Origin of the sequence: Caballeronia sp. NK8, assembly GCF_018408855.1 — a bacterium.
Taxonomy (GTDB): domain Bacteria; phylum Pseudomonadota; class Gammaproteobacteria; order Burkholderiales; family Burkholderiaceae; genus Caballeronia.
This window is the reverse complement of record NZ_AP024326.1, coordinates 811,467-831,045: the sequence shown is the minus strand read 5'-3', so window position 1 is coordinate 831,045 and position 19,579 is coordinate 811,467. Positions and strand designations below refer to the sequence as shown.

15 protein-coding genes and 1 pseudogene are annotated in these 19,579 nt (G+C 58.5%); 11 read left to right on the top strand and 5 right to left on the bottom strand.

Features of this window, described 5'->3' with window-relative positions; all coding sequences use genetic code 11:
• The first annotated feature begins 110 nt into the window (after nucleotides 1-110).
• The 6 genes from NK8_RS36705 (at nucleotide 111) to NK8_RS36680 (ending at nucleotide 10,410) form a co-directional block, all read left to right on the top strand.
• Nucleotides 111-1,022, top strand: coding sequence for a LysR family transcriptional regulator (locus NK8_RS36705; protein ID WP_054924145.1), 912 nt, complete (start codon nucleotides 111-113; stop codon nucleotides 1,020-1,022).
• A gap of 587 nt (nucleotides 1,023-1,609) precedes the next feature.
• Entirely contained in the window at nucleotides 1,610-2,380 is a 771-nt protein-coding gene (locus NK8_RS36700) for a glutaredoxin domain-containing protein (RefSeq protein WP_213233516.1), read from the top strand.
• Nucleotides 2,381-2,459: 79 nt separating this feature from the next.
• On the top strand, nucleotides 2,460-3,470 hold the full coding sequence (trxB, locus tag NK8_RS36695) for a thioredoxin-disulfide reductase (RefSeq protein ID WP_213233515.1): 1,011 nt from the start codon (nucleotides 2,460-2,462) through the stop codon (nucleotides 3,468-3,470).
• Complete coding sequence (locus NK8_RS36690; RefSeq protein ID WP_213233514.1) at nucleotides 3,439-4,374, top strand: LysR substrate-binding domain-containing protein; 936 nt, start codon at nucleotides 3,439-3,441, stop codon at nucleotides 4,372-4,374. The genes trxB and NK8_RS36690 overlap by 32 nt, the downstream gene beginning before the upstream one ends.
• Nucleotides 4,375-4,688: 314 nt before the next feature.
• On the top strand, nucleotides 4,689-5,987 hold the full coding sequence (locus tag NK8_RS36685) for an MFS transporter (RefSeq protein ID WP_049809291.1): 1,299 nt from the start codon (nucleotides 4,689-4,691) through the stop codon (nucleotides 5,985-5,987).
• 817 nt (nucleotides 5,988-6,804) lie between these two features.
• On the top strand, nucleotides 6,805-10,410 hold the full coding sequence (locus NK8_RS36680; RefSeq protein ID WP_213233513.1) for an indolepyruvate ferredoxin oxidoreductase family protein: 3,606 nt from the start codon (nucleotides 6,805-6,807) through the stop codon (nucleotides 10,408-10,410).
• Between the two features lie 97 nt (nucleotides 10,411-10,507).
• Here the strand turns inward: NK8_RS36680 and NK8_RS36675 are convergent, their stop codons facing one another.
• Complete coding sequence (locus NK8_RS36675) at nucleotides 10,508-10,828, bottom strand: hypothetical protein (protein ID WP_213233512.1); 321 nt, start codon at nucleotides 10,826-10,828, stop codon at nucleotides 10,508-10,510.
• On the opposite strand from NK8_RS36675, the gene NK8_RS43895 reads away from it, so the two are divergent.
• The 3 genes and pseudogenes from NK8_RS43895 to NK8_RS36660 all read left to right on the top strand — a co-directional run.
• Nucleotides 10,811-10,957: an enoyl-CoA hydratase-related protein gene (locus NK8_RS43895; RefSeq protein ID WP_213233511.1), complete on the top strand. Its 147-nt coding sequence runs from the start codon at nucleotides 10,811-10,813 to the stop codon at nucleotides 10,955-10,957. The genes NK8_RS36675 and NK8_RS43895 overlap by 18 nt on opposite strands.
• Nucleotides 10,958-10,973: 16 nt before the next feature.
• Nucleotides 10,974-11,378, top strand: coding sequence for an NADPH-dependent F420 reductase (locus NK8_RS36665; protein WP_213233510.1), 405 nt, complete (start codon nucleotides 10,974-10,976; stop codon nucleotides 11,376-11,378).
• A gap of 68 nt (nucleotides 11,379-11,446) precedes the next feature.
• Nucleotides 11,447-12,292: pseudogene (locus tag NK8_RS36660) on the top strand (alkene reductase); the annotation flags it as partial.
• Nucleotides 12,293-12,752: 460 nt separating this feature from the next.
• On the opposite strand, the gene NK8_RS36655 reads toward NK8_RS36660, so the two are convergent.
• Together NK8_RS36655 and NK8_RS36650 are read right to left on the bottom strand one after the other, a co-directional pair.
• Nucleotides 12,753-13,649 carry an oxaloacetate decarboxylase gene (locus tag NK8_RS36655; RefSeq protein ID WP_213233509.1) on the bottom strand — a complete coding sequence of 299 codons (897 nt, stop codon included), beginning with the start codon at nucleotides 13,647-13,649 and terminating at the stop codon, nucleotides 12,753-12,755.
• The gene (locus tag NK8_RS36650) at nucleotides 13,636-14,706 is read right to left on the bottom strand and encodes a TauD/TfdA family dioxygenase (protein ID WP_225936569.1); all 1,071 of its coding nucleotides are present in this window, start codon (nucleotides 14,704-14,706) and stop codon (nucleotides 13,636-13,638) included. Before NK8_RS36650 ends, NK8_RS36655 begins: the two co-directional genes overlap by 14 nt.
• 246 nt (nucleotides 14,707-14,952) lie before the next feature.
• Between NK8_RS36650 and NK8_RS36645 the strand changes: the two genes are divergently transcribed.
• Together NK8_RS36645 and NK8_RS36640 are read left to right on the top strand one after the other, a co-directional pair.
• Nucleotides 14,953-15,849, top strand: coding sequence for a LysR family transcriptional regulator (locus tag NK8_RS36645; protein WP_213233507.1), 897 nt, complete (start codon nucleotides 14,953-14,955; stop codon nucleotides 15,847-15,849).
• 265 nt (nucleotides 15,850-16,114) lie between these two features.
• Complete coding sequence (locus tag NK8_RS36640) at nucleotides 16,115-17,605, top strand: MFS transporter (RefSeq protein ID WP_213233506.1); 1,491 nt, start codon at nucleotides 16,115-16,117, stop codon at nucleotides 17,603-17,605.
• Nucleotides 17,606-17,696: 91 nt separating this feature from the next.
• Here the strand turns inward: NK8_RS36640 and NK8_RS36635 are convergent, their stop codons facing one another.
• Nucleotides 17,697-18,794: a hypothetical protein gene (locus NK8_RS36635; protein WP_213233505.1), complete on the bottom strand. Its 1,098-nt coding sequence runs from the start codon at nucleotides 18,792-18,794 to the stop codon at nucleotides 17,697-17,699.
• A 185-nt stretch (nucleotides 18,795-18,979) separates the two neighbouring features.
• Nucleotides 18,980-19,555, bottom strand: a complete 576-nt coding sequence (locus NK8_RS36630; protein WP_213233504.1) for a TetR/AcrR family transcriptional regulator — start codon at nucleotides 19,553-19,555, stop codon at nucleotides 18,980-18,982.
• Nucleotides 19,556-19,579: the final 24 nt, after the last annotated feature.

Here is a 19,579-nt window from a genome sequence, read left to right as displayed (position 1 = left end):
TCGTAACGTTGCCGGCATTGTGCTAACTTTAGCCATTCCAGCGAAACCATAAAGCGTTATTTCGGAAGCGCTAGCGTTCCCGATCGGAACGTCAGAGGTAGGAGGCCAATTTGCGCGACATCGACTTTAAGACTCTGCGACTGTTCGTCGCCGTGTGCGATCACCGCAATATCGCGCGGGCGGCGGAAGAAGCACACATCGAGCCTTCCGCGATCAGCAAGCGCATCGCGCAACTGGAGAGCGAGCTCGGCGTGCCCCTGCTATTACGCTCCCGGCGCGGCGTCCAACCTACGGCCGCGGGCACCGCTCTACTCGAGCACGCGCGTAACGTGGTCTTCACGATGGAACGCATAGCAAGCGACGTCGCCGCGTTCGGCGGCGGGCTCAAGGGGCGCGTAAGCGTATGCGCGTCCGCATCGGCGATCGCGGAAGCACTGCTCGACGACATTGCGTCATTCATGCGCGAGCCTCAGTATCAAAACATCAGAGTGGATGTGGAAGAAAAGCTGTCGTTCGATCTCGTACGGCAACTTCGCGAAGGTGCGACGAGCGTCGGCGTGTGCTGGGATAACGTCGATCTACAAGGACTTGAGCACCGGCCGTACCGCCAGGACCGACTCGCGCTCGCGGTCCATCGCGATCATCCGCTCGCGAGCGAGGCGTCGCTCCGTTTCGACCAGACGCTCGAGCACGCACATGTCGGCTTGCTACCTTCAACTGCCGTCCATACAATGCTGCGGCGCGCGGCCGCAAGAGCAGGGAAAACCGTTTCCTACCGTGTGATCGTGTCAAGCTTTGACGCGGCTTTTCGTGTGGTCGCGGCAGGGCTCGGGATCAGCGTCGTGCCGCTAGAGGTGGCTGAGACATATCGGCCTGTGCTCGGAATCAAGATCGTTCCTCTGACCGATGCCTGGGCGCAGCGCCGGTTTGTCGTGTGCTTCAAGAATTTCGATGCGTTGCAGCCAGCCGCGCAGCGCATGGTTGACTACCTCGAAAGTCGCGCCAAACGTCCCTCGACGTGAAGTCCCGAGAGCCGCACGGGTTCCGCATTGAGGACGTTGTGAAGCTATGCCCCATCAAACGGCAGACGGCGATGCCGCGTCCTGGTTCACACCTACGTTTGATCATCCACACTTGCAATCGGCAAGCGATTGGCCTTGCGCGCCGGGTATTCACCTGCGGCGGCCCACTCTGTGCGAAAGGAAGGTGGCCGCAACAGCGTTGCTCGGAATGCTTATGCCACCGCTACGTGAGCATCTGTTGCAGGCCCTCGCATGAACGCCAACGGCACCATACTGCGTTTGCCGAAGAAGGGCCATGAGACCACCCGTTTCGCGATGATGTGGCAGTGAGCGCGGCCCAACCTGAGGAGAAGGGCGTTCGGGTAGATCGATCGTCGGCGGACGTATTGAGGTTGGCTGTTGTCTCGCGCAGGGTGGGTTGCATTCCGTTCTGCGCGGCAATCGCCCGCGGAGAGAGATCCGTCTGTGTCTAGGGTTTACGATGCTGCCGCCATCTGATTTATAGATGGGTCATCGAAAATCAATATTTCTTGTTTGGTTGCATGCGCATCTACGATTTGCCTACCGACAAACTGAGAGGTGGGAAGATGCAAGCCGGATCCCCTGAATTTAGCGTTTTTTGGCAGCCTGGTTGCTCCAGTTGCGTTAGGGTAAAAGAGTTTCTTACGCGACTTGAAATTCCGTTTAAATCAGTCGACGTACTTTCCGATAGCGAAGGACGCAACGAGCTTCGCCGCCTCGGTGCGCGATCGATCCCAATTGTGTCCAAAGGCGACGCATTCACGTACGCACAGTCGATTGAAGACGTCGCGCGCTTTGTTGATCGCATGGATGCCGTGACCGATCGTCTGCCGCCGGAAGTGCTCTTTTCGAAGTGGACGAAAGTGCTGAGCGTCGCACTCGCCAACATTCCAATGATTCCGGATGACGAGTTCAATCAGTCGGTGCTCCCGAACGTGCCCCGCTCGTACCGCGATCTGAGTTACCACATCTTCCAAGTCGTTGATGCATTCTTGCAGACAGTTCAAGACGGCCTGGAAGACTGGACCGTCGTCGCCAACGTGTCACCGCCCGAACGGATTCAAAAAAAGGAAGACACGGTGAACGAGGGGCAGGAGCTTACCGAAAGGCTGCAGCATTGGTGGCTTACCCTGGAGGATAAGTCCTGCCAGCAGTCGTTGACGATGTTCTACGGTAAGCATCCGATGCATCAGTTTCTGGAGCGTTCCACCTGGCACTCGGCTCAACACACGCGCCAGCTCATTGCACTGCTGTCGGACAAGGGCATCGAGTTGCCGGCAAAGCTAGAGGCAGATGACTACGCGGGCCTGCCGATGCCGAAGAAGCTGTGGGAGTAGTTTGGCGGCTGAGTTGCGGTGGATCGACCCAGCTTTCTAACTCGGATCTCAAATTGGCCCGTCAGGCCAAGGAAGTGAAATGAAAGTCACATGCCACACTAAAGTCGCGATCGTCGGGTCTGGTCCTGCTGGTTACACGGCCGCTCTTTACGCCGCCCGCGCGAATCTCAAGCCAACTGTTATTGCTGGCCGCGAGCCGGGCGGGCAACTGACGACTACCACTGATGTCGAGAATTGGCCGGGCGACGCGATGGGAGTCCAAGGACCAGAACTGATGCAGCGTATGCTTGACCATGTCAAGCGCTTTGGAACGCACATCGTCCAGGACCATATTCGCTCAGTATCGTTGTGTTCCCGGCCGTTCACGCTTCATGGGGATCTTGGGGAGTACACCTGTGATGCATTAATTGTAGCCACGGGCGCGTCGGCGAAGTGGCTTGGACTTCCTTCAGAGAAAGAGTTCTTGGGACGTGGCGTTTCGGGATGTGCCACTTGCGACGGCTTTTTTTATCAAGACGAGGAGGTTTGCGTGGTCGGCGGGGGCAATACGGCGGTAGAAGAGGCGCTCCTTCTGTCTACCATCGCAACGCACGTCACGCTCGTGCATCGGCGCGAGAAGCTGCGAGCTGAACCGATCCTCATCAACAGATTGATGGAAAAAGTGCGCCAAGGGGTCGTGACTCTTAAAATGAGTTACGTCCTCGAAGAAGTCCGCGGCGACGACACAGGCGTGACAAGCGTCCTGTTGAAGAGCGTCTCTGGAGACCGAGATGAGCTTGTCAGTGTGAAGGGCTGCTTTATTGCAATCGGCCACACACCGAATACCGATATGTTTGCTGGAAAACTGGAAATGGAGAACGGATACATCGTCACTCGTTCAGGCTCAAACGGCTACGCCACGATGACGAGCGTCCCAGGTGTGTTTGCAGCGGGCGATGTGCAGGACCAGATCTACCGTCAGGCGGTCACAAGCGCCGCCACCGGTTGCATGGCTGCGCTCGACGCGAAACGGTTTTTGGACGAAAGGACTGCTCTCACCATTGAAGAGGCCGGTCACAATGGATATGCGACAGCTGAAATACTTCCTTAAGGTCGCTGACCTCGGCAGTATCTCAAAAGCCAGTGATTACTTGCATGTTGCTCAGTCTGCAGTAAGCATGCAGATCGCAGGGCTTGAGCAAGAATTGGGCAGCCCATTATTTCTGCGCCGATCGACCGGCGTAGAATTGACTGAACCTGGTCGACTTCTATATCGCCACGCCAGATTGATTTTGCGGCAGGTACAGATTGCCCACGAAGATGTTGCGAAAGCGAGCGTGGAACCGGCAGGTACCGTCACCTTGGGGCTGCCGTCAGCGGTCGTGGAGATCGTAGGATTGGCGATGATTCAGGCGTGCAAAGAGAAACTACCGATGGTACGGCTTCAAATCATCGAAGGCCTGAGTGTTCTGCTTGGGGAGTTCACGCTTAGCGGCCGGTTGGATATTTCGATACTTTTCATCGAGCACGCGCAACGCGGGCTTGAGATATTGCCTATTTTGGATGAGGAGCTGTTCTACGTCTGCTCGCCGCGAAGCAAGTTCGCATTAGAGGGCAGGAAAAGCATCACTCTGTCGGAGGCTTTGCAAACACCCATCGTCGCACCCGCAACAGGTAATAGTATGAGAGCGGTAGTCGACGCTGCTTGCGCAGCCCAGGCACTCGTATTCGAACCAGTGGCTGAAATCGACTCTTTACAGCTTGTTAAAGCATGTGTCATGCGGGATATGGCAGCGACTTTTCTTCCCTCATCAGTGATAGTAAAAGAGGAAGCGGCGGACGATCTGTACGTAGTGAAAGTTCGCGCAGAAAATTTTACTCGCCCTCTCTCGATATGCACCTCGACTCTTAATGCTGCAAGTTCTGCTTCGGAAGCGGTTTATCAGATGCTGAAGAACGTTACGACAGACCTCGTGCGCAGTGGAGTGTGGCAAGGAGCATACCTTCGCACTTAACTCTCTGCGCTCGTAAAGTGTGAGAAATAAAGCGGTCGGTAAATGCACTGACGAGTGGAATTCGCAGCTAAATTCAAAACTTGTACCGGCCCCGATCTGCCGATACAAGCCGATTGGGCGCTCTTTCCTACGCTTATTTTCAGTCTTTCGCGATTTGAAAATTGCTTGTTTTGAGAAAAGTGCTTCAAACATCATTGACCAAGATTTGTGGTATTGACTGTATCGAAAGGTTAAAAAAATAACCGAGCGCAATCAAGCGTATTAGACCTAGGCGTCAAGACGTGTGATTAAAAAATCTGTCAGGAGACGGCATCATGGATCTAGAGAAGCAAGTCATGCAGAAGGTGAGCCGCAGGCTCGTTCCCTTACTGATGATCTTATACTTTGTTGCGTACGTTGACCGGATCAACCTTGGCTTTGCTGGCCTCACAATGAACAAGGATCTGGGGCTTACGCCACAGGTCTTCGGATTAGGCGCAGCATTCTTCTTTTTCGGTTACCTGATTTTACAGATTCCGGGAAGCTTACTAATCCACAAGCTCGGTGCTCGACGTCTCACCGCTCTGATGGCATTTACTTGGGGCGTTTTTGCTGTCGGGATGGCGTTCGTTTGGAACGCGCCGAGTTTCTATGCCGCCCGATTCTTCTTAGGCGCCGCTGAGTCTGCATTCGCTCCGGGCATGCTTCTATACATCAGCCTTTGGTTCCCCAAACAATACCGGGGAACTGTCGTCACGCTCTTCATCTTGGCTAATCCACTCGCGGGTGTAATCGGTCTTCCCCTTTCGGCTTTACTCATGAAGCTCCATGGTATCGCCCAACTAGCCGGATGGCAGTGGGTGTTCATCGGAGAAGGCCTTCCGGCTGTTCTGCTAGCGTTCGTTACACTCAGACTCATGACGGACCGGCCGAGTCAAGCGAAGTGGCTAAACGATACGGAAAGGCAGTGGCTGGTCAAGGCCATGGAACAGGACGTCACCGAACGTAAGGGTTCGACCATTTCAAGAGGACACGCAAAGGCCCACGTGCTCGCGCTCGCTTTTTGCTATTTTGGGATCATCATGGGTCTGTATGGTTTCGGAATCTGGTTGCCGCAGATTGTTAAATCTTTTGGGGCATCGACTTTTGAGACCGGCTTTATCTCAGCAATTCCTTATGTTGCAGCGTCGGTGTTCATGCTCTTTTGGGGGCGTCGGCTCGATCGTATTGGCAATGCCGGTTGGCATACGGCGATAGCGTGCTTTGTTGGCTGTGTAGGCCTTGTCGCGGCAGCTTTTGTGTCATCCGGAGTTCTTGCGGTCGCGATGCTGTCGATCGCCGCCATGGGGTTGTTCTCGGCTCTATCGACCTTCTGGACGACTCCCACAAACCTCTTTGCTGGAGCGACCGCTGCAGCGAGCATTGGCTTCATTTCGTCCATGGGACACATCGGTGGCTTTACTGGACCATACGTTATGGGCGTCATGCTTGCTGCTACGCATAGCCATGCCCTGGGTTTGTGTGGTCTAGCGAGCGCTCTTGCCTTGGCTGGTGCCATCATTTGGCGTTACCGAGACAAGCGGCTCGAAAAAAACCCAAAATTAATTCCGACGCCGGCTAGTCAGCGGCACTGAGAACGGGACGGCCTGCCGCTTTATGAACCGTTTGAAAATCGGGAACGAAGGGGCCGTTAGCGGTGGCCCCGTTTGTTCGGACAGTTGTTCAAGGTCTTTAAGTTGGCGCCGGTTTTGCTGCCGTTTCAGACTCCTGCAGTCCTGCGAAGTAGACCTCGAGTGTCGGGTCAGACAGACTGGAATGAGGCCGGTGTGGGTTGTTCCACGAAAAGTAATCGGCGTTCGACCCCGCGGCGTTGCCGGCCTTCATACGCTTCTTCGTGCTTCACGCTGCGCCATAGCCGCTTGACGGACACGTTGCCGCGCCAACTTGCCTTGCCACCTAAGGACGGCGCAACCGCCGCCGAGCATGGCTTCAGTGGAGGGAGTGCTGGCGAATTGACTGCCTTGGTCCATGTTCACAATCTCAGGCACGCCATACTCCGCGAAGGACTCTTCCAGCGTAGCTGTTGCATGCTGGATCTCCATCGTAACGACGACCGATGGACGAGCACACGACGAGCCCAGTCGAGCGCAGCCGGGAGATAGACGAATCTGCGCGCCCTCGGCGCATACGTCGTGTCGAATGCCCAAACCTGATGTCGATCAATCGTGCGCTCGCCCAGCAGGTACGGCCGGTTCTTGTAGGCCACATGCTTGTGACGCGTACATGGTATGTGGTACAGCGCCTCGATTCGAAAATCTGCACGGAGGCGGAAACATCTCAAACTGAGGGTAAGCCCGAGCCGTAAGCGAAATAATTTTCTACACCCGCTACGAAAAAATGTGTGCTTTGGTCCTTACCGCCTGGCCTCACAAGAACACCTCTGGAGAAGTGATGAACGCTCGCGTTCCTGATGACGCCCTCACGTCGCAATCGAATTCCGAAGACGTACCGCCGCTGGCCGACTACAAACTGAGCGACAACCTCGCGGCGACGCGTGGACGAATCTTCCTCACTGGGACGCAGGCACTGGTGCGGCTGGTTTTGATGCAACGCGAACTTGACCGAAGCGCAGGACTCAATACGGCGGGGTTCGTAAGCGGCTACCGCGGCTCGCCGCTGGGCATGGTCGACCAGCAGATGTGGAAGGCTAAGAAACTATTGGCTTCGCATGATGTGCGATTCCTTCCCGCCATCAACGAAGAGCTCGCGGGCACCGCCGTTCTTGGCACGCAACGTGTCGAGGCGGACACGGAACGTACGGTCGACGGCGTCTTCGCGATGTGGTACGGAAAAGGGCCGGGCGTTGACCGCGCAGCGGACGCACTCAAGCACGGCAATGCCTACGGTTCGTCGCCGCATGGCGGTGTCCTTGTGGTGGCCGGTGACGACCACGGATGCGTGTCTTCGTCCATGCCGCATCAGAGCGATCAAACGATGATCGGTTGGAGCATGCCTGTCCTCAATCCGTCCAACATCGCCGAGATGCTGGAGTTCGGACTTTATGGCTGGGCTCTCTCTCGCTTCTCGGGCGCGTGGGTCGGCTTCAAGGCGATTTCAGAGATAGTCGAGTCTGGTTCGACCGTCGATTTGGATGCAATGCCGACGACGTGGACCGCACCTCAGGACTTTGATGCGCCGGCCGACGGCCTTCACAACCGTTGGCCTGACCTCCCCAGCTTGACCATCGAGTCCCGTCTGGCGGCGAAGCTCGACGCTGTGCGCCACTTCTCTCGAACGAACAGCATTGACAAATGGATTACCTCGGGCCTAAAGGCCAACGTCGGTATCGTAACGTGCGGGAAGGCGCATCTCGATCTAATGGAAAGTTTGCGCCGGCTTGCCCTGACCGTCGAAGACCTCGATGCAGCAGGCGTTCGTATCTATAAGGTCGGGCTGTCTTTCCCAATCGATACTCCGCGCCTCGATGCCTTTGTCGAGGGCCTGACCGAGGTACTGGTCATCGAAGAAAAAGGTCCGGTCGTCGAGCAACAAATCAAAGATCATCTCTACAATCGTACGGATGGCGTTCGACCAGTCGTCATCGGCAAGTGCGCAAAAGACGGCCAGCCGTTGCTTACCGCGCTCGGTGAGCTGCGCCCCTCCCGTGTCCTGCCGGTCTTTGCCGCCTGGCTTGCGCGCCATAAGCCCGCACTCGACCGTCGCGAGAAAGTCGTCGACCTTGTGGCCCCAGAGATTTTGTCGAATATCGCCGATGGCGTGAAGCGCACACCGTACTTCTGCTCAGGCTGCCCCCACAATACGTCGACAAAGGTCCCCGAAGGCTCCGTTGCAAAGGCAGGCATTGGCTGCCACTTCATGGCATCGTGGATGGAGCGTGACACCAACGGTCTGATTCAGATGGGCGGCGAAGGTGTGGATTGGGCATCACATTCGATGTTCACGAAAACACCCCACGTTTTTCAAAATCTCGGAGATGGTACGTACTTTCACTCCGGCATCCTCGCTATCCGCCAGGCGGTGGCAGCAAAGGCCAACATAACATACAAGATTCTCTATAACGACGCGGTGGCAATGACCGGCGGCCAGCCTGTCGACGGAAGCATCTCTGTGCCGCAGATTGCTCGCCAGGTGGAGGCTGAAGGTGTAAAGCTGCTAATGGTGATGAGCGATGAGCCGGAGAAGTATCAAGGACACGAGGACCAATTTCCGCGTGGCACCACCTTCCACCATCGCAGTGAGCTCGACGCTGTTCAGCGCAGATTGCGTGACACGCCGGGAGTCACCGTGTTGATTTACGACCAGACCTGTGCGGCCGAGAAGCGCCGCCGTCGCAAGAAGAAAGAGTTTCCGGACCCGGACAAGCGTCTGTTTATCAACGAAGCTGTGTGCGAAGGCTGCGGCGATTGCGGCGTGCAATCAAATTGCTTGTCAGTTGAGCCACTTGAAACCGAGCTGGGCCGCAAACGCAAAATCGACCAGTCCTCGTGCAACAAGGACTTCTCCTGCGTGACCGGCTTTTGCCCTAGCTTCGTGACGCTCGAGGGCGCAAAGCTAAAGAAAGCAGAAGGAGGTGCTTTCGACCCGGCGAAACTTGCGCACTCCGTCGACGGGCTGCCCATGCCGAAGCAAATGCTTGACAATGCTCCGTACGACATTCTGGTTACAGGGGTGGGCGGCACTGGTGTTGTCACGGTCGGCGCCCTTATCAGCATGGCTGCGCACCTTGAGGGTAAGAGCGCTTCCGTGCTCGACTTCATGGGCTTCGCCCAGAAGGGTGGCTCGGTACTCTCATTCGTCCGGTTTGCAGCGACGGACGCATTGCTGAACCAAGTTCGCATTGATACCCAGCAGGCGGATTTGCTGCTGGCATGCGACATGGTAGTGGGCGCAAGCGCAGACGCCCTGCAAACGGTACGTCGCGACCGAACCAAGGTTGTGGTCAATACGCACGCAATTCCCAATGCAAGCTTCGTACAGAATCCCGAAGCGGACCTGCATGCCGAAGCACTCGTCGAAAAGATGCGTCATGCGGCGGGCACGGATTCGAACGATGCGCTTCGCAGCTGCGACGCCCAAGCATTGGCGGGTCGCTTCCTCGGCGACACGATTGGCGCCAACATCCTTATGCTTGGCTTCGCCTGGCAGTTGGGGCTTGTTCCTGTATCGCACGCCGCGCTGATGCGCGCCATCGAATTAAACAATGTCGCGGTACCGATGAACAAGCTTGCGTTCGCCGTTGGCCGCATGGCTGCTGCAGACGAAGGCGCGTTGAACGGGCTAGCCGCAACGCCGCACGTCGCGCGCGTCGCGATGGCCGATATGAGTCTGACGGAACTCATTCGAGACCGAGAGTCACGTCTGCTGGCTTACGGCGGCGATAAGTATGTGCAACGCTATCGATCTCTCGTGAGTAAGGCTCTGTCGGCCAACAATGAAGATGTTGCACGCGGAATCGCCATAACGTTCTACAAGCTTCTCGCGATCAAAGACGAGTACGAAGTCGCGCGTCTGCATGCCGACCCAGCATTCCGCGCGGCACTTGCCGCACAGTTTGAAGGAATCGCCGGCGAAAGCTACAAAGTGAAATTCAACCTGGCTCCGCCCGCATTGTCGGGCGCTGAACACGGCGGAATACCGAAGAAGAAGGTTTTTGGTCAGTGGGTGTGGCCGGCGTTCGGTGCTCTTGCAAAATTTAGCTGGCTCCGCGGTGGCCCGTTAGACGTATTCGGAAAGACACTTGAACGTCGCATGGAGCGTCAACTCGCAGACGATTACGAGCTCACGATGAGCCGTGCACTCGAAAAGCTTAATCCGGCGAATGCCAAGGATGTCCAGGCACTCGCTACGCTTTTCGAACGTGTTCGCGGCTATGGTCACGTCAAAGTCGCCAACGTTGCGATGGTTAAGCGTAGAGAGCGGGACATTGCTGGCCGACTTGGTATCGAAGTTTCGACAGGAGCAGCAGTCCGTGAATCCATTGCCGGGATGAAAGGCGCAGCTGGCCTCAAGGGTATCCCGGTAGTGATCGCAAAGTAAAGTCGCGCTTGGGCGGCGCATTGCTGCCCTTGGCCCTCTTTTCAGATACTCAACCTAGTGGCGAGCGTCATTTACCGACGGTCGCCGTGATGTGACTTCAAGAGATTGACGAATGGCTGTTGAGCTTGTTGGCGATTACAAGACCATCGAGTGCCATGTTGATGAACGTGGCGTTGCGACTATCAGCTTGAACGGGCGAGAGGTCTACAATGCGTTCGACGAGTTGATGATTGTCGAGTTGACGCGATGCGTAAGCCTTCTCTTCGCGGAGCAATGTCCGAGTTCTGGTACTGACTTTAACCGGCAAGACGTTCTGCGCTGGCGCTGACATCAACGGGATGCTCCGTGCCAGCGAAAACGGGCCGACGAACATCGCGCGGACGCCCGTCGCTTCGCTTCGATGATGAGCACCTTCCATAACTCCTCGAAGCCTATCGTTGGGCGAGTTCAAGGTGGTGCCTTTGTAGGTGGAGTCGGGCTAATTTGCGTGTGCGACGTAGTAGTCGCGAGCGAAGAAGCCAGCTTTGCCGTGACTGAAGCCAAGTGACATCGTCTTCCTGTCGGTGAGCTGGCCGAAGGTTCAAGGCGCGCTTGCCGGCCTGCCTGACTGGAATGGCCGCATCCTGATCGACACTAACAATCCGATGCAGCGTCCCCCGCTGCCTCCGATCGACGTGGGCGGCCGCGCGTCTACTTCGATTGTCGAGGAATGGACGCCAGGCGCCCGCGTGGTGAAGGCCTTCAATCACCACTACTTCGTCAACCTGGAAAAGTCCCCGGACACTGAAGGCGGTCGGCGGGTTCTCTTCTACGCCGGCAACGACGAGCCCGCAAAGCGAGAGGTCGCCCACTTAATCGACCAGCTCGGCTTCTTTGGAATAAATCTCGGCGGAGTCGAACATGGCAGCCGCCTTTTTCAGTCGCCGGGCGGCCCCTTGATCGCTCACGACCTCGTGAAATTTGGATGAGAGGCACGCCATGTCAGAGCTGATCGACATTCATTCACCCTTCATGCGCCTGGCATAAAGTGAATGACGCGATTCATGCGCGCGGCGGTCATGTTTTCTACCAGCTCGTGCACGCCGGCCGGATGTCCCACCCTGACAATACGCCGCATCACCGGTAAGGCGTGGCCCCGCCCAGCAATCGCGCCGGGCGAGCAGATCTATACGCTCGGCGGCATGAAAGACATTCCCGTTCCGCGCGCGCTGTCCATCGGGGAAATTCAGGCCACTGTCGGTGACTACGCTTACGCGGCGAGGCGCGCGATTGAGTCCGGCGCGGACGGTGTTGGAATTCATGGCATTGCCTACTTGATTCACCAGTTTCTCGCCGTCAGTGCCAACCAACGCACCGATCTTTATGGAGGGACGCTTGAAAATCTCGCCCGCTTCGGATTGAAGTTGCGGAAGCTGTCGTCGCTGCGATTGGCGCCGATCGAACGGGCATCCGGCTGTCACCTGGGTTCACAGGCATGGGACTCAGCCATAGGTCCGAAGGGCCGGACCTTTTTAGCTATCTCGTCCGCGAACTGAACAAGTTCAACCTCGCCTATATCCACATTGTTCACTATGGCGAGGACGCTATCCTGCACGACTTCCGCAGGATCTGGGACCAGGCCATCATGCTCAACCGTTCGGGCCGAGCCCGCGAACGCATCGGAGAAGACATCGCATCAGGTCTCGCGGACCTTGAATCCTATTGTGCACGTGCAAACCCCGATTTTGTTCAGCGCGTCACATCCGGTGCTCCGTTCAACTCAGCAGACGCAGGCGTCTATCTCGGTACGAGTGCCCGCGGACCCGAAGTCGGCTACACCGACTTTCCCACGCTTATCCCTCTTCACGGTAATGCGAATACCCAACGATCCAATGACGCATGACGGATCCTGGATGAATGGCACGCGCGCGGCGGGAGGTGGGGAAGCGGCATCTTTCGAGAGAATGTCTGAAGTTCATGGGAACCGGTCAATGACCTCTCGTCGGTGTAAGTGACTGGTTGGGGTCGATTTCGGCCTCGGGGCTGATCCCCCGTGCGCGAGCTAGTCTTCAACCTGAACAGAGGAGTTTAAAGAATGCGCTTCGAATGCGGCTTGCTTTAAGTGCGCCGTTACTGAGGACGCAAGGCGATTCGTCAGGCAGAGAGCGCGGAATGCCAGACGAAGGCGACCCACTACATCCATTAAAAGCACGAACGCTTCCGGGCATGAACCGATCGGGCCGAGCCGTGCGATACAAGCGCAACCCTCGGCTATGTCAGAGCTCGCCGGTCTGTCGAGCTCGATTCAAAGCGGACTCGCCTGCATCCGGACATCGACCACGCCGCGCGTGACAACATCCAAATCAAGCATATCGACTCGTCAAAGCGAGCAACTCCGGCGTCCCGATGAGCTCGTTCAACTGGTCGAACGTCAGCATCTGCGGCCACATCGGTTCAGTCGTTCCGTTGGCCAGCAGACTCGCGTAGTAGCGCTGCAGACCGTGCGCGACGAACCGCGCCGTACCGCCCGGGAAAATGACGATGCGATATCCGCGTCGACGCAACTCCTCGACGCTTCGGACCGGCGTCTTGCCGCCTTCCACCATGTTCGCGAGCAATGGAATGCGTTCGCCGAACCGCTTGCAGACGATGTCCATCTGCTCGGTCGTATTGACCGCTTCGACGAACAGCGCATCGACACCGCACTGGAGGTACGCCTCGGCCCGATCCATCGCCGCGTCGAATCCTTCGACCGCGATCGCATCGGTGCGCGCGAGAATCAGGGTCTCCGATGAACGGCGTGCATCGAGCGCCGCGTGCAGTTTCCCGCACATCTCGGCCGACGGCACCAGCGTCTTGTCGGCAAGATGCCCGCAGCGTTTCGGAAAGCTTTGGTCTTCCAGCTGGATCATCGCCGCACCGGCGCGCTCGAAATCACGCACCGTGCGCTGCGCATTCAGCGCGTTGCCGAAGCCGGTATCGCCATCGACGATCACGGGCGTGCTCACACGATCGGTGATGCGCCACAGCGTGTCGACTGCTTCCTTGGCGGTCGTGAGGCCGACGTCGGAGCGGCCGAGCGACGTATAGGCGACCGCGCCGCCGGACAGATAGAGCGCGTCGAACCCTGCCCGCTCCGCAATCAGCGCGGTGAACGCATCGTAGACGCCGGGTGCCAGCACGGTTTCGCCCGCAGCGAGGCGGCGCTTCAGGTCGGCGCCGCGTCCGCCGGGTTGCGGTGTCTCGTCACGCAGGGACATGGACTTCTCCCGTAGCGTCCGTCGAGACCGGGGCCGTACCGTCGAGACCCGGCTTGAGCGGCATGTTCATCCGCTCGGCCTGCCGCTTTTCAAAACGCACGAACGCTTCGGTGATGTAGCTGCCACGCACGCCGCCGCGCACGGCACCCGGACGAACGTCGCCGAAGTAATATTCCCATTCGGGCGGCAGCGGCGCCGAATCAGGAACCGACATCCACAGGCGCAGCAGATGCCGGCGCTTCGCTTCCTCTTCGAAATCCTCGAACTCCGTGCGCGAATGGAGCATCACATAGTTGTTCAGCAATTGCAGATCGCCTTGCTCGAGCCACATGGAAAAGCACAGACGCGCGTCGGCGGCGAGTTCGTCCAGCAGATCGAGCGCTTCGGTCAGTTCGGGCGAAAGACGCGGTACTTCCGGGAAGTCCGCCTGCGCCGCGTTGGTGTTCTTGCGGTTGGCGCGCAGCGCGAAGTGATCCGGCAGCGAACCGATGACCGGGCAGTTGTAGAAGCCCGCGCGGCCGCGCGCCTGCGTGCCCTGATAGCTGTGATAAACCGGTCCCTTCAGCACGTCGATCAGCTCGGGGCGACGCTTGCGAATCTCTTCGACCATCGCGAACGAACTGGTGATCTTGCTCTGGCCACCGGATTTGGCCGGTTGCAGGCAGAGCAGGGCCACGACATCGCACGAGTCCGCGTGGAAGTCGAGCGCCGCGTTCGTGTTGTAGCCGCGACCGTTCTTCGACTTATAGGTCGCGCCGGAATCGCGCACGTCGTTCATGATGTCGCTGGCGCGGTTCTGCGTGCGCGCGACGCCCACGTGCAAGCCGATGCCCCAATAAGCGAGCTTCGCTTCTTCGACCGACCACCGATGCACCGGCAGGCCTTTTAGCAGGCACATGCCCCAGCGTTGCTGCGTCGCTTTGAAAGCGCGATGCAGGATGTCCGCGCAAGCGGGTTCGAGCGGAAAGTCGTCGGAAGTCATGTCGAGCAGCGGCTTGCCGAGCGCCTTCGCGTGACGCATGGCGCGATCGAGTCCTCGAGCGGCTTCGTCGCTCATCCTGAGCGTCCACGACTGATCGCGTTCGAGATCAGCGCTATACCATATTGCGGGCTTACCCTGATGCGCGCTTTCAGTCGCGTACGCAGCCGACCTTACCGATCCTTCCACCATCTTCGCTTCTCCTCGTTGGCAGCGCGTGTCGCGCTTCATATCGGCAGGAATGGATGCCTTCAGTGCAAAGCATAGGCCAACACTTGGTAAGCTAAGATTGAGTTTTTCTGACGATTCACGACATAAATTCTGATGAAGATCGAAACCTTCAACACGTTGCAGGCCGTGCTGGAAACGGGATCGCTCGCAGGTGCGGCTAAAGCGCTGCATCTGACGCCGAGCGCCGTCAGCATGCAGATGAAGCAGCTGGAAGGTTATGTCGGCCAGCAACTGTTCGACCGGTCGGGTCTGGAAGTCAGGCCGCTACCGGCCGCATACGAATTGTCGGAACTGCTGCGCGCGATGCTGACACGACTCGATGCGTTCCGGCGTCAGCCCAGCTTTCAGGTTGAAGGCCATGTGCAGCTCGGCATGCTCGAGTCGATGCTGCCGGTCGTGCTGCCGGAATTGCTGAAGCGGCTCAAGGCGCGATATCCCCTTTTGCATGTGCAGATCCGGCGCGGCAAGAGCGCGGAGCTGACCAACGCGGTCAAGGCGGGAGATCTCGATGCGGCGGTCGTAGCGCAGCCGGAACGCGGTGTATCGCGTCTGCATTGGCAGCCGCTGCTCAAGCGCGCTCTCACGCTGATGGCGCCCCCGCAGGAGCGCGAGCGGTCGTTGATCGCGCTGCTCAAGCGCTACGAATGGATTCGCTATGACCGCAACACGATCTCCGGCGCAATGGCCGCCAAATATATTCATCAGCGCTTTGGCGGAAAACCGGAGGGAAGTCTGGAATTCGACAGCGTCCGTGCAATCGCGCCGCTCGTCAGTGCGGGGCTCGGGATCTCGCTCGTACCCTTGATGGAACCTGCCATCTCCAGGCTTTACCCGCTTACCGTGATCGCGTTGCGCGATGCACCGGTTCTGCAGTTCTCGCTCGTCACCCGCAAGGCGGACGTCGAAAGCCGGCAATTGCGCGCCTTGCAGGAAATTCTGTTTGCAGCCACGCGCTCTGTCGATCGCGATACGACCAAGGACGTCGCGTGAAGTCAGGACAAGCCGCCTTTGGGCTCCGCGTCCATGCTCTTTAAGTCAAAAAAATTGACGTGAAATCTAAGAATTATTCAATAATTGTTTTTGTGTCGCGGGCTTAATATGGTGAAAAACCCCGCCTGCGGAACCGGGCGGAGATCGTCTGCCGCTATCCGACGCATTCAGTGCTAACGCCGAGCGCTCGCAAGCACGGACGATATCGAGAGCGCTTCCATGAAAAAGAGCGCCCGGACGGTTCCGATCCGACAGGAGACGATGTTTGAACCAGCCCCACTCGCTGCGTGCAAATTCCGGCGCGCGCCTCGACCGCCTCCCGATCGGCCGATTCCACTGGAATCTGGTGGGCATGATCGGGGCGGGCCTGTTCCTCGACGCGTTCGACATCTATCTTCAGAGCGGCGTGCTCGCCACACTCGTCAAGAGCGGATGGTCGACGCTGCAGAGCAACGCAGCCTTCATTTCCAGCACGCTGATCGGCATGTGGCTGGGCTCGCTGATCGGCGGCTATATCGGCGACAAATACGGTCGCCGCATGGCGTATCAGTTCAACCTCGCAGTGTTCGGACTCGCGTCGATCGCGGCGGTGTTCGCCCCGAGCATGACCATCCTGATCGCGCTGCGATTCGTGATGGGCGTCGGTCTCGGCGCCGAACTGATCATTGGCTATGCGACGTTGGGCGAGTTCGTCCCGAGCCTCGCGCGCGGACGGTTCGGCGCCATTCTCGCGCTACTCACGAATTTGTCGGTGACGGCGACCGGTATCGTCGGGTACTGGGCGATTCCTGCGCTGGGCTGGCGTTCGATGTTTGCCCTGGTCGGCCTCGGTGCGCTCGCGGTCTGGTTCATGCGTAAATCGATGCCCGAATCGCCGCGCTGGCTCGAATCGCAGGGACGCCATGAAGAGGCCGACGCGCTGCTGCGCTCGATCGAAGCGCGCTTCCCGGACGTGCCGGCATGGAACACGGTGGCGGCGAGCATCACGGCTGCAGCATCCGCCCAGGCAGCGGCTCCGGTTGCAGTGCTGCCCGGCTACCCGGCTTTATTCAAGCGTCCGCTGCTGTCCCGCACCGTGCTGACGATGATCATGTCTGCGGTGAACATGTCGGTGCTCTACGGTTTGATCGCCTGGTTCCCGACGTTTCTCGTCAAGCAAGGTATCGCGGTCACATCCACCCTCGGCTATACGGCCGTCATGGGCCTGGGGACGCCGATCGGTTGTCTGATCGGCATGGCGCTGACGGACCGGATCGGACGCCGCGTGAGTATCGTCAGCGTGCTGGCGCTCGAAGCGGTCGCGGCGGCCGTCTATCCGACAGTACACTCGCCGATCGAATTGATGGTGACGGGCGGTGTGATCATGATGTGCTCCGCCTGCATCACGTCGCTTGCGTTTGCCGTCTATATACCCGAACTGTTCCCGACGGATCTGCGGATGCGCGGATCGTCGCTCTCGGCCGCAGTGGGACGACTTGCATCGGCCGGCGCGCAGGGCGGAATCGTGACGATCTTCGGTATCGGCGGGATTTTCGGTGTCACGAGTTTCCTGATCGGGCTGATCGTGCTGCAGATTCTCGCGCTGCTCGTGCTGGGCGTGAACACGAGAGCTCGCACGCTGGAAGAGATCGAGCCGGCGGATGCGACCTCCGTAGGCGGAATGACCGATGCCGCCGAGCTATCGAGTCACGCGGCCGCGCCTCCGATGTCTCGCGCAGGCAGTGCGCAGGGACCGTCCACAAGGTTACGTGTGTGACTGACGGCCGGCGACGAGGAGCAGGTTCGCTCGCATCGTCGTCCGCCCATTGCCGCGTGAGATCCGCCAGGCATCGATGCGTCTGTCTCGATTACTTGTGCTCGACGTGCTCGTTGATCCATTGAATCAGCAGGTCGGCGATCTGAAGATTGTTCTTGTCGAGCATGAACATGTGCGTATTGCCGTGGATGCCGAGTTCGGGCAGATGGATGAACGTGACATCGCCGCCGACGGCGCGGATATCGTCGGCAAAAGAACGGCATTGCGCCATCGACTTCGTCCATGTTGACGCGAAAGGTTCCGGCGCGTCACGATGATGATCGGCAAACACGATCAGAATGGGAATCCTGGAAAGCGTCGCGCGCTGCTCGGCAGTAAAGGTCGTGTTGCAGGCATATCCGCTCTCCAGACTGATGATGCCCTTGATGTGACTCGAATCGACGAGCGCCGCCCGCTCGGGAAACATGAACGATTCGGAGTGTCCCATCAGTACGGCACCGCCAAGCTTGTTCGACAGCGCAGCCAGATTCGCAAAGGTGGGATTCTGCGCAGGCAAAGCGGCATTCCAGTCGGGAATCCACATTTTGTAGAATGCGTCGACCGCGTCGACAGGAAACTGAGTGTCCGCGAATGGCACGCCGAACTTCGGGCCTATCCTGAACCACGTCCACGCCATCTCGTGCCCGATGTTGAGAACCGGCGGCAACTCGTTCGCGGGCAGGTGTCCCATCTTCACTGCGTTGACTTTCGATCCGTCGTAACCCGACCGCGCCCGTCCGACCTGGTCCACCACATACACCGGACGTTTCTGGCGAACGAAATACTCGCTCCAGCCCATTCTTCCGTCTGGCGTCGTGTCATAACCCTGTCCACTCAATGCTCCGCCGTGAATCATCACGACGGGCAGGTGGCTCGCTCCGACCGGCACTTGATACTGCACGTACATCTGGCCCGTCGTGATCGTTCCCTGCCGGGTCACTTCCGGTCCCTCGTTCGTGCCGCTCAGATCGCTCGCTGGCCGGGAGGCGCCGCCGACGAAGAAGCTACCCTGCGATTGAATCTCCAAGGGGGCATGCAGATCGGTTGCATCCATTCGTGGCGATTGCGCCGTACCGCATGCCCCGAGTAAAGATGCCACGCATAGCGCGATGGAACCCATCTTTGCGATGCGTGCGACAAGCAAAGTCATGGACGTCTCCTCCGGGTACATTCTCGTTAGGCCGATGAGGCGTATCTCAGGCCGTGGTTGTTTTGCGCCGGACGATTATAGTGCTGCATCGGCCGACCGTGCGAAGCCGGAGGCGTCGCTCGTCGTCGATACACCGGCCCGGAAGCAGGGCCTTCACAGCGGCCCGTTACGGCCTTTCTTTATTTCTACGCCGGTAAGAGTCCTGCTACCCGATAGCTCTCGATCAGATCGTCGAAGAGCTTGATGTCGGAGCGTCCTCGCGCCATCAGTTGCGCGCCCGAGACTGCGGCGAATATGGCGCGTGCCCGCTTTTTAGCGTCCCGCGAACCGACGATCTTCGCCTCCACGAGCGTCTTGCCGAGCCACGCGACGTTGACATCGGTAAAGCTCTGGACCTCTTTCTTCACGATGTCGGGCAGGTCGTCATACTCCGCCGTCATGAAGCTGGCCATGCACATGCGGTTGTCGTTCGCAAGCGCCACGCGAAATGTCCCCGGGTATTGGCGCAGGCGGTCGACAGGCTCGGGCGTCTCGGCCGACAGCACTTCCAGCGCCGCCGCCGCATCCTCCCAGTAACGCTTGGCCATTGCGGCTGCGAGGTCGGCCTTGCTCGGGAAATGGTGGTAGAGGCTCGCAGCCTTGATACCCACTTCCTGCGCCAGAGTACGCAGGTTCAGTCCGCCGTAGCCGTGCGCCTGCGCAATCTTTGTCGCGACTGCCAGGATTTTGTCACTGGAGTTGGTACCGGCCTCGTTCGCCACGAATGTCCCCTCGATGAAGATAAG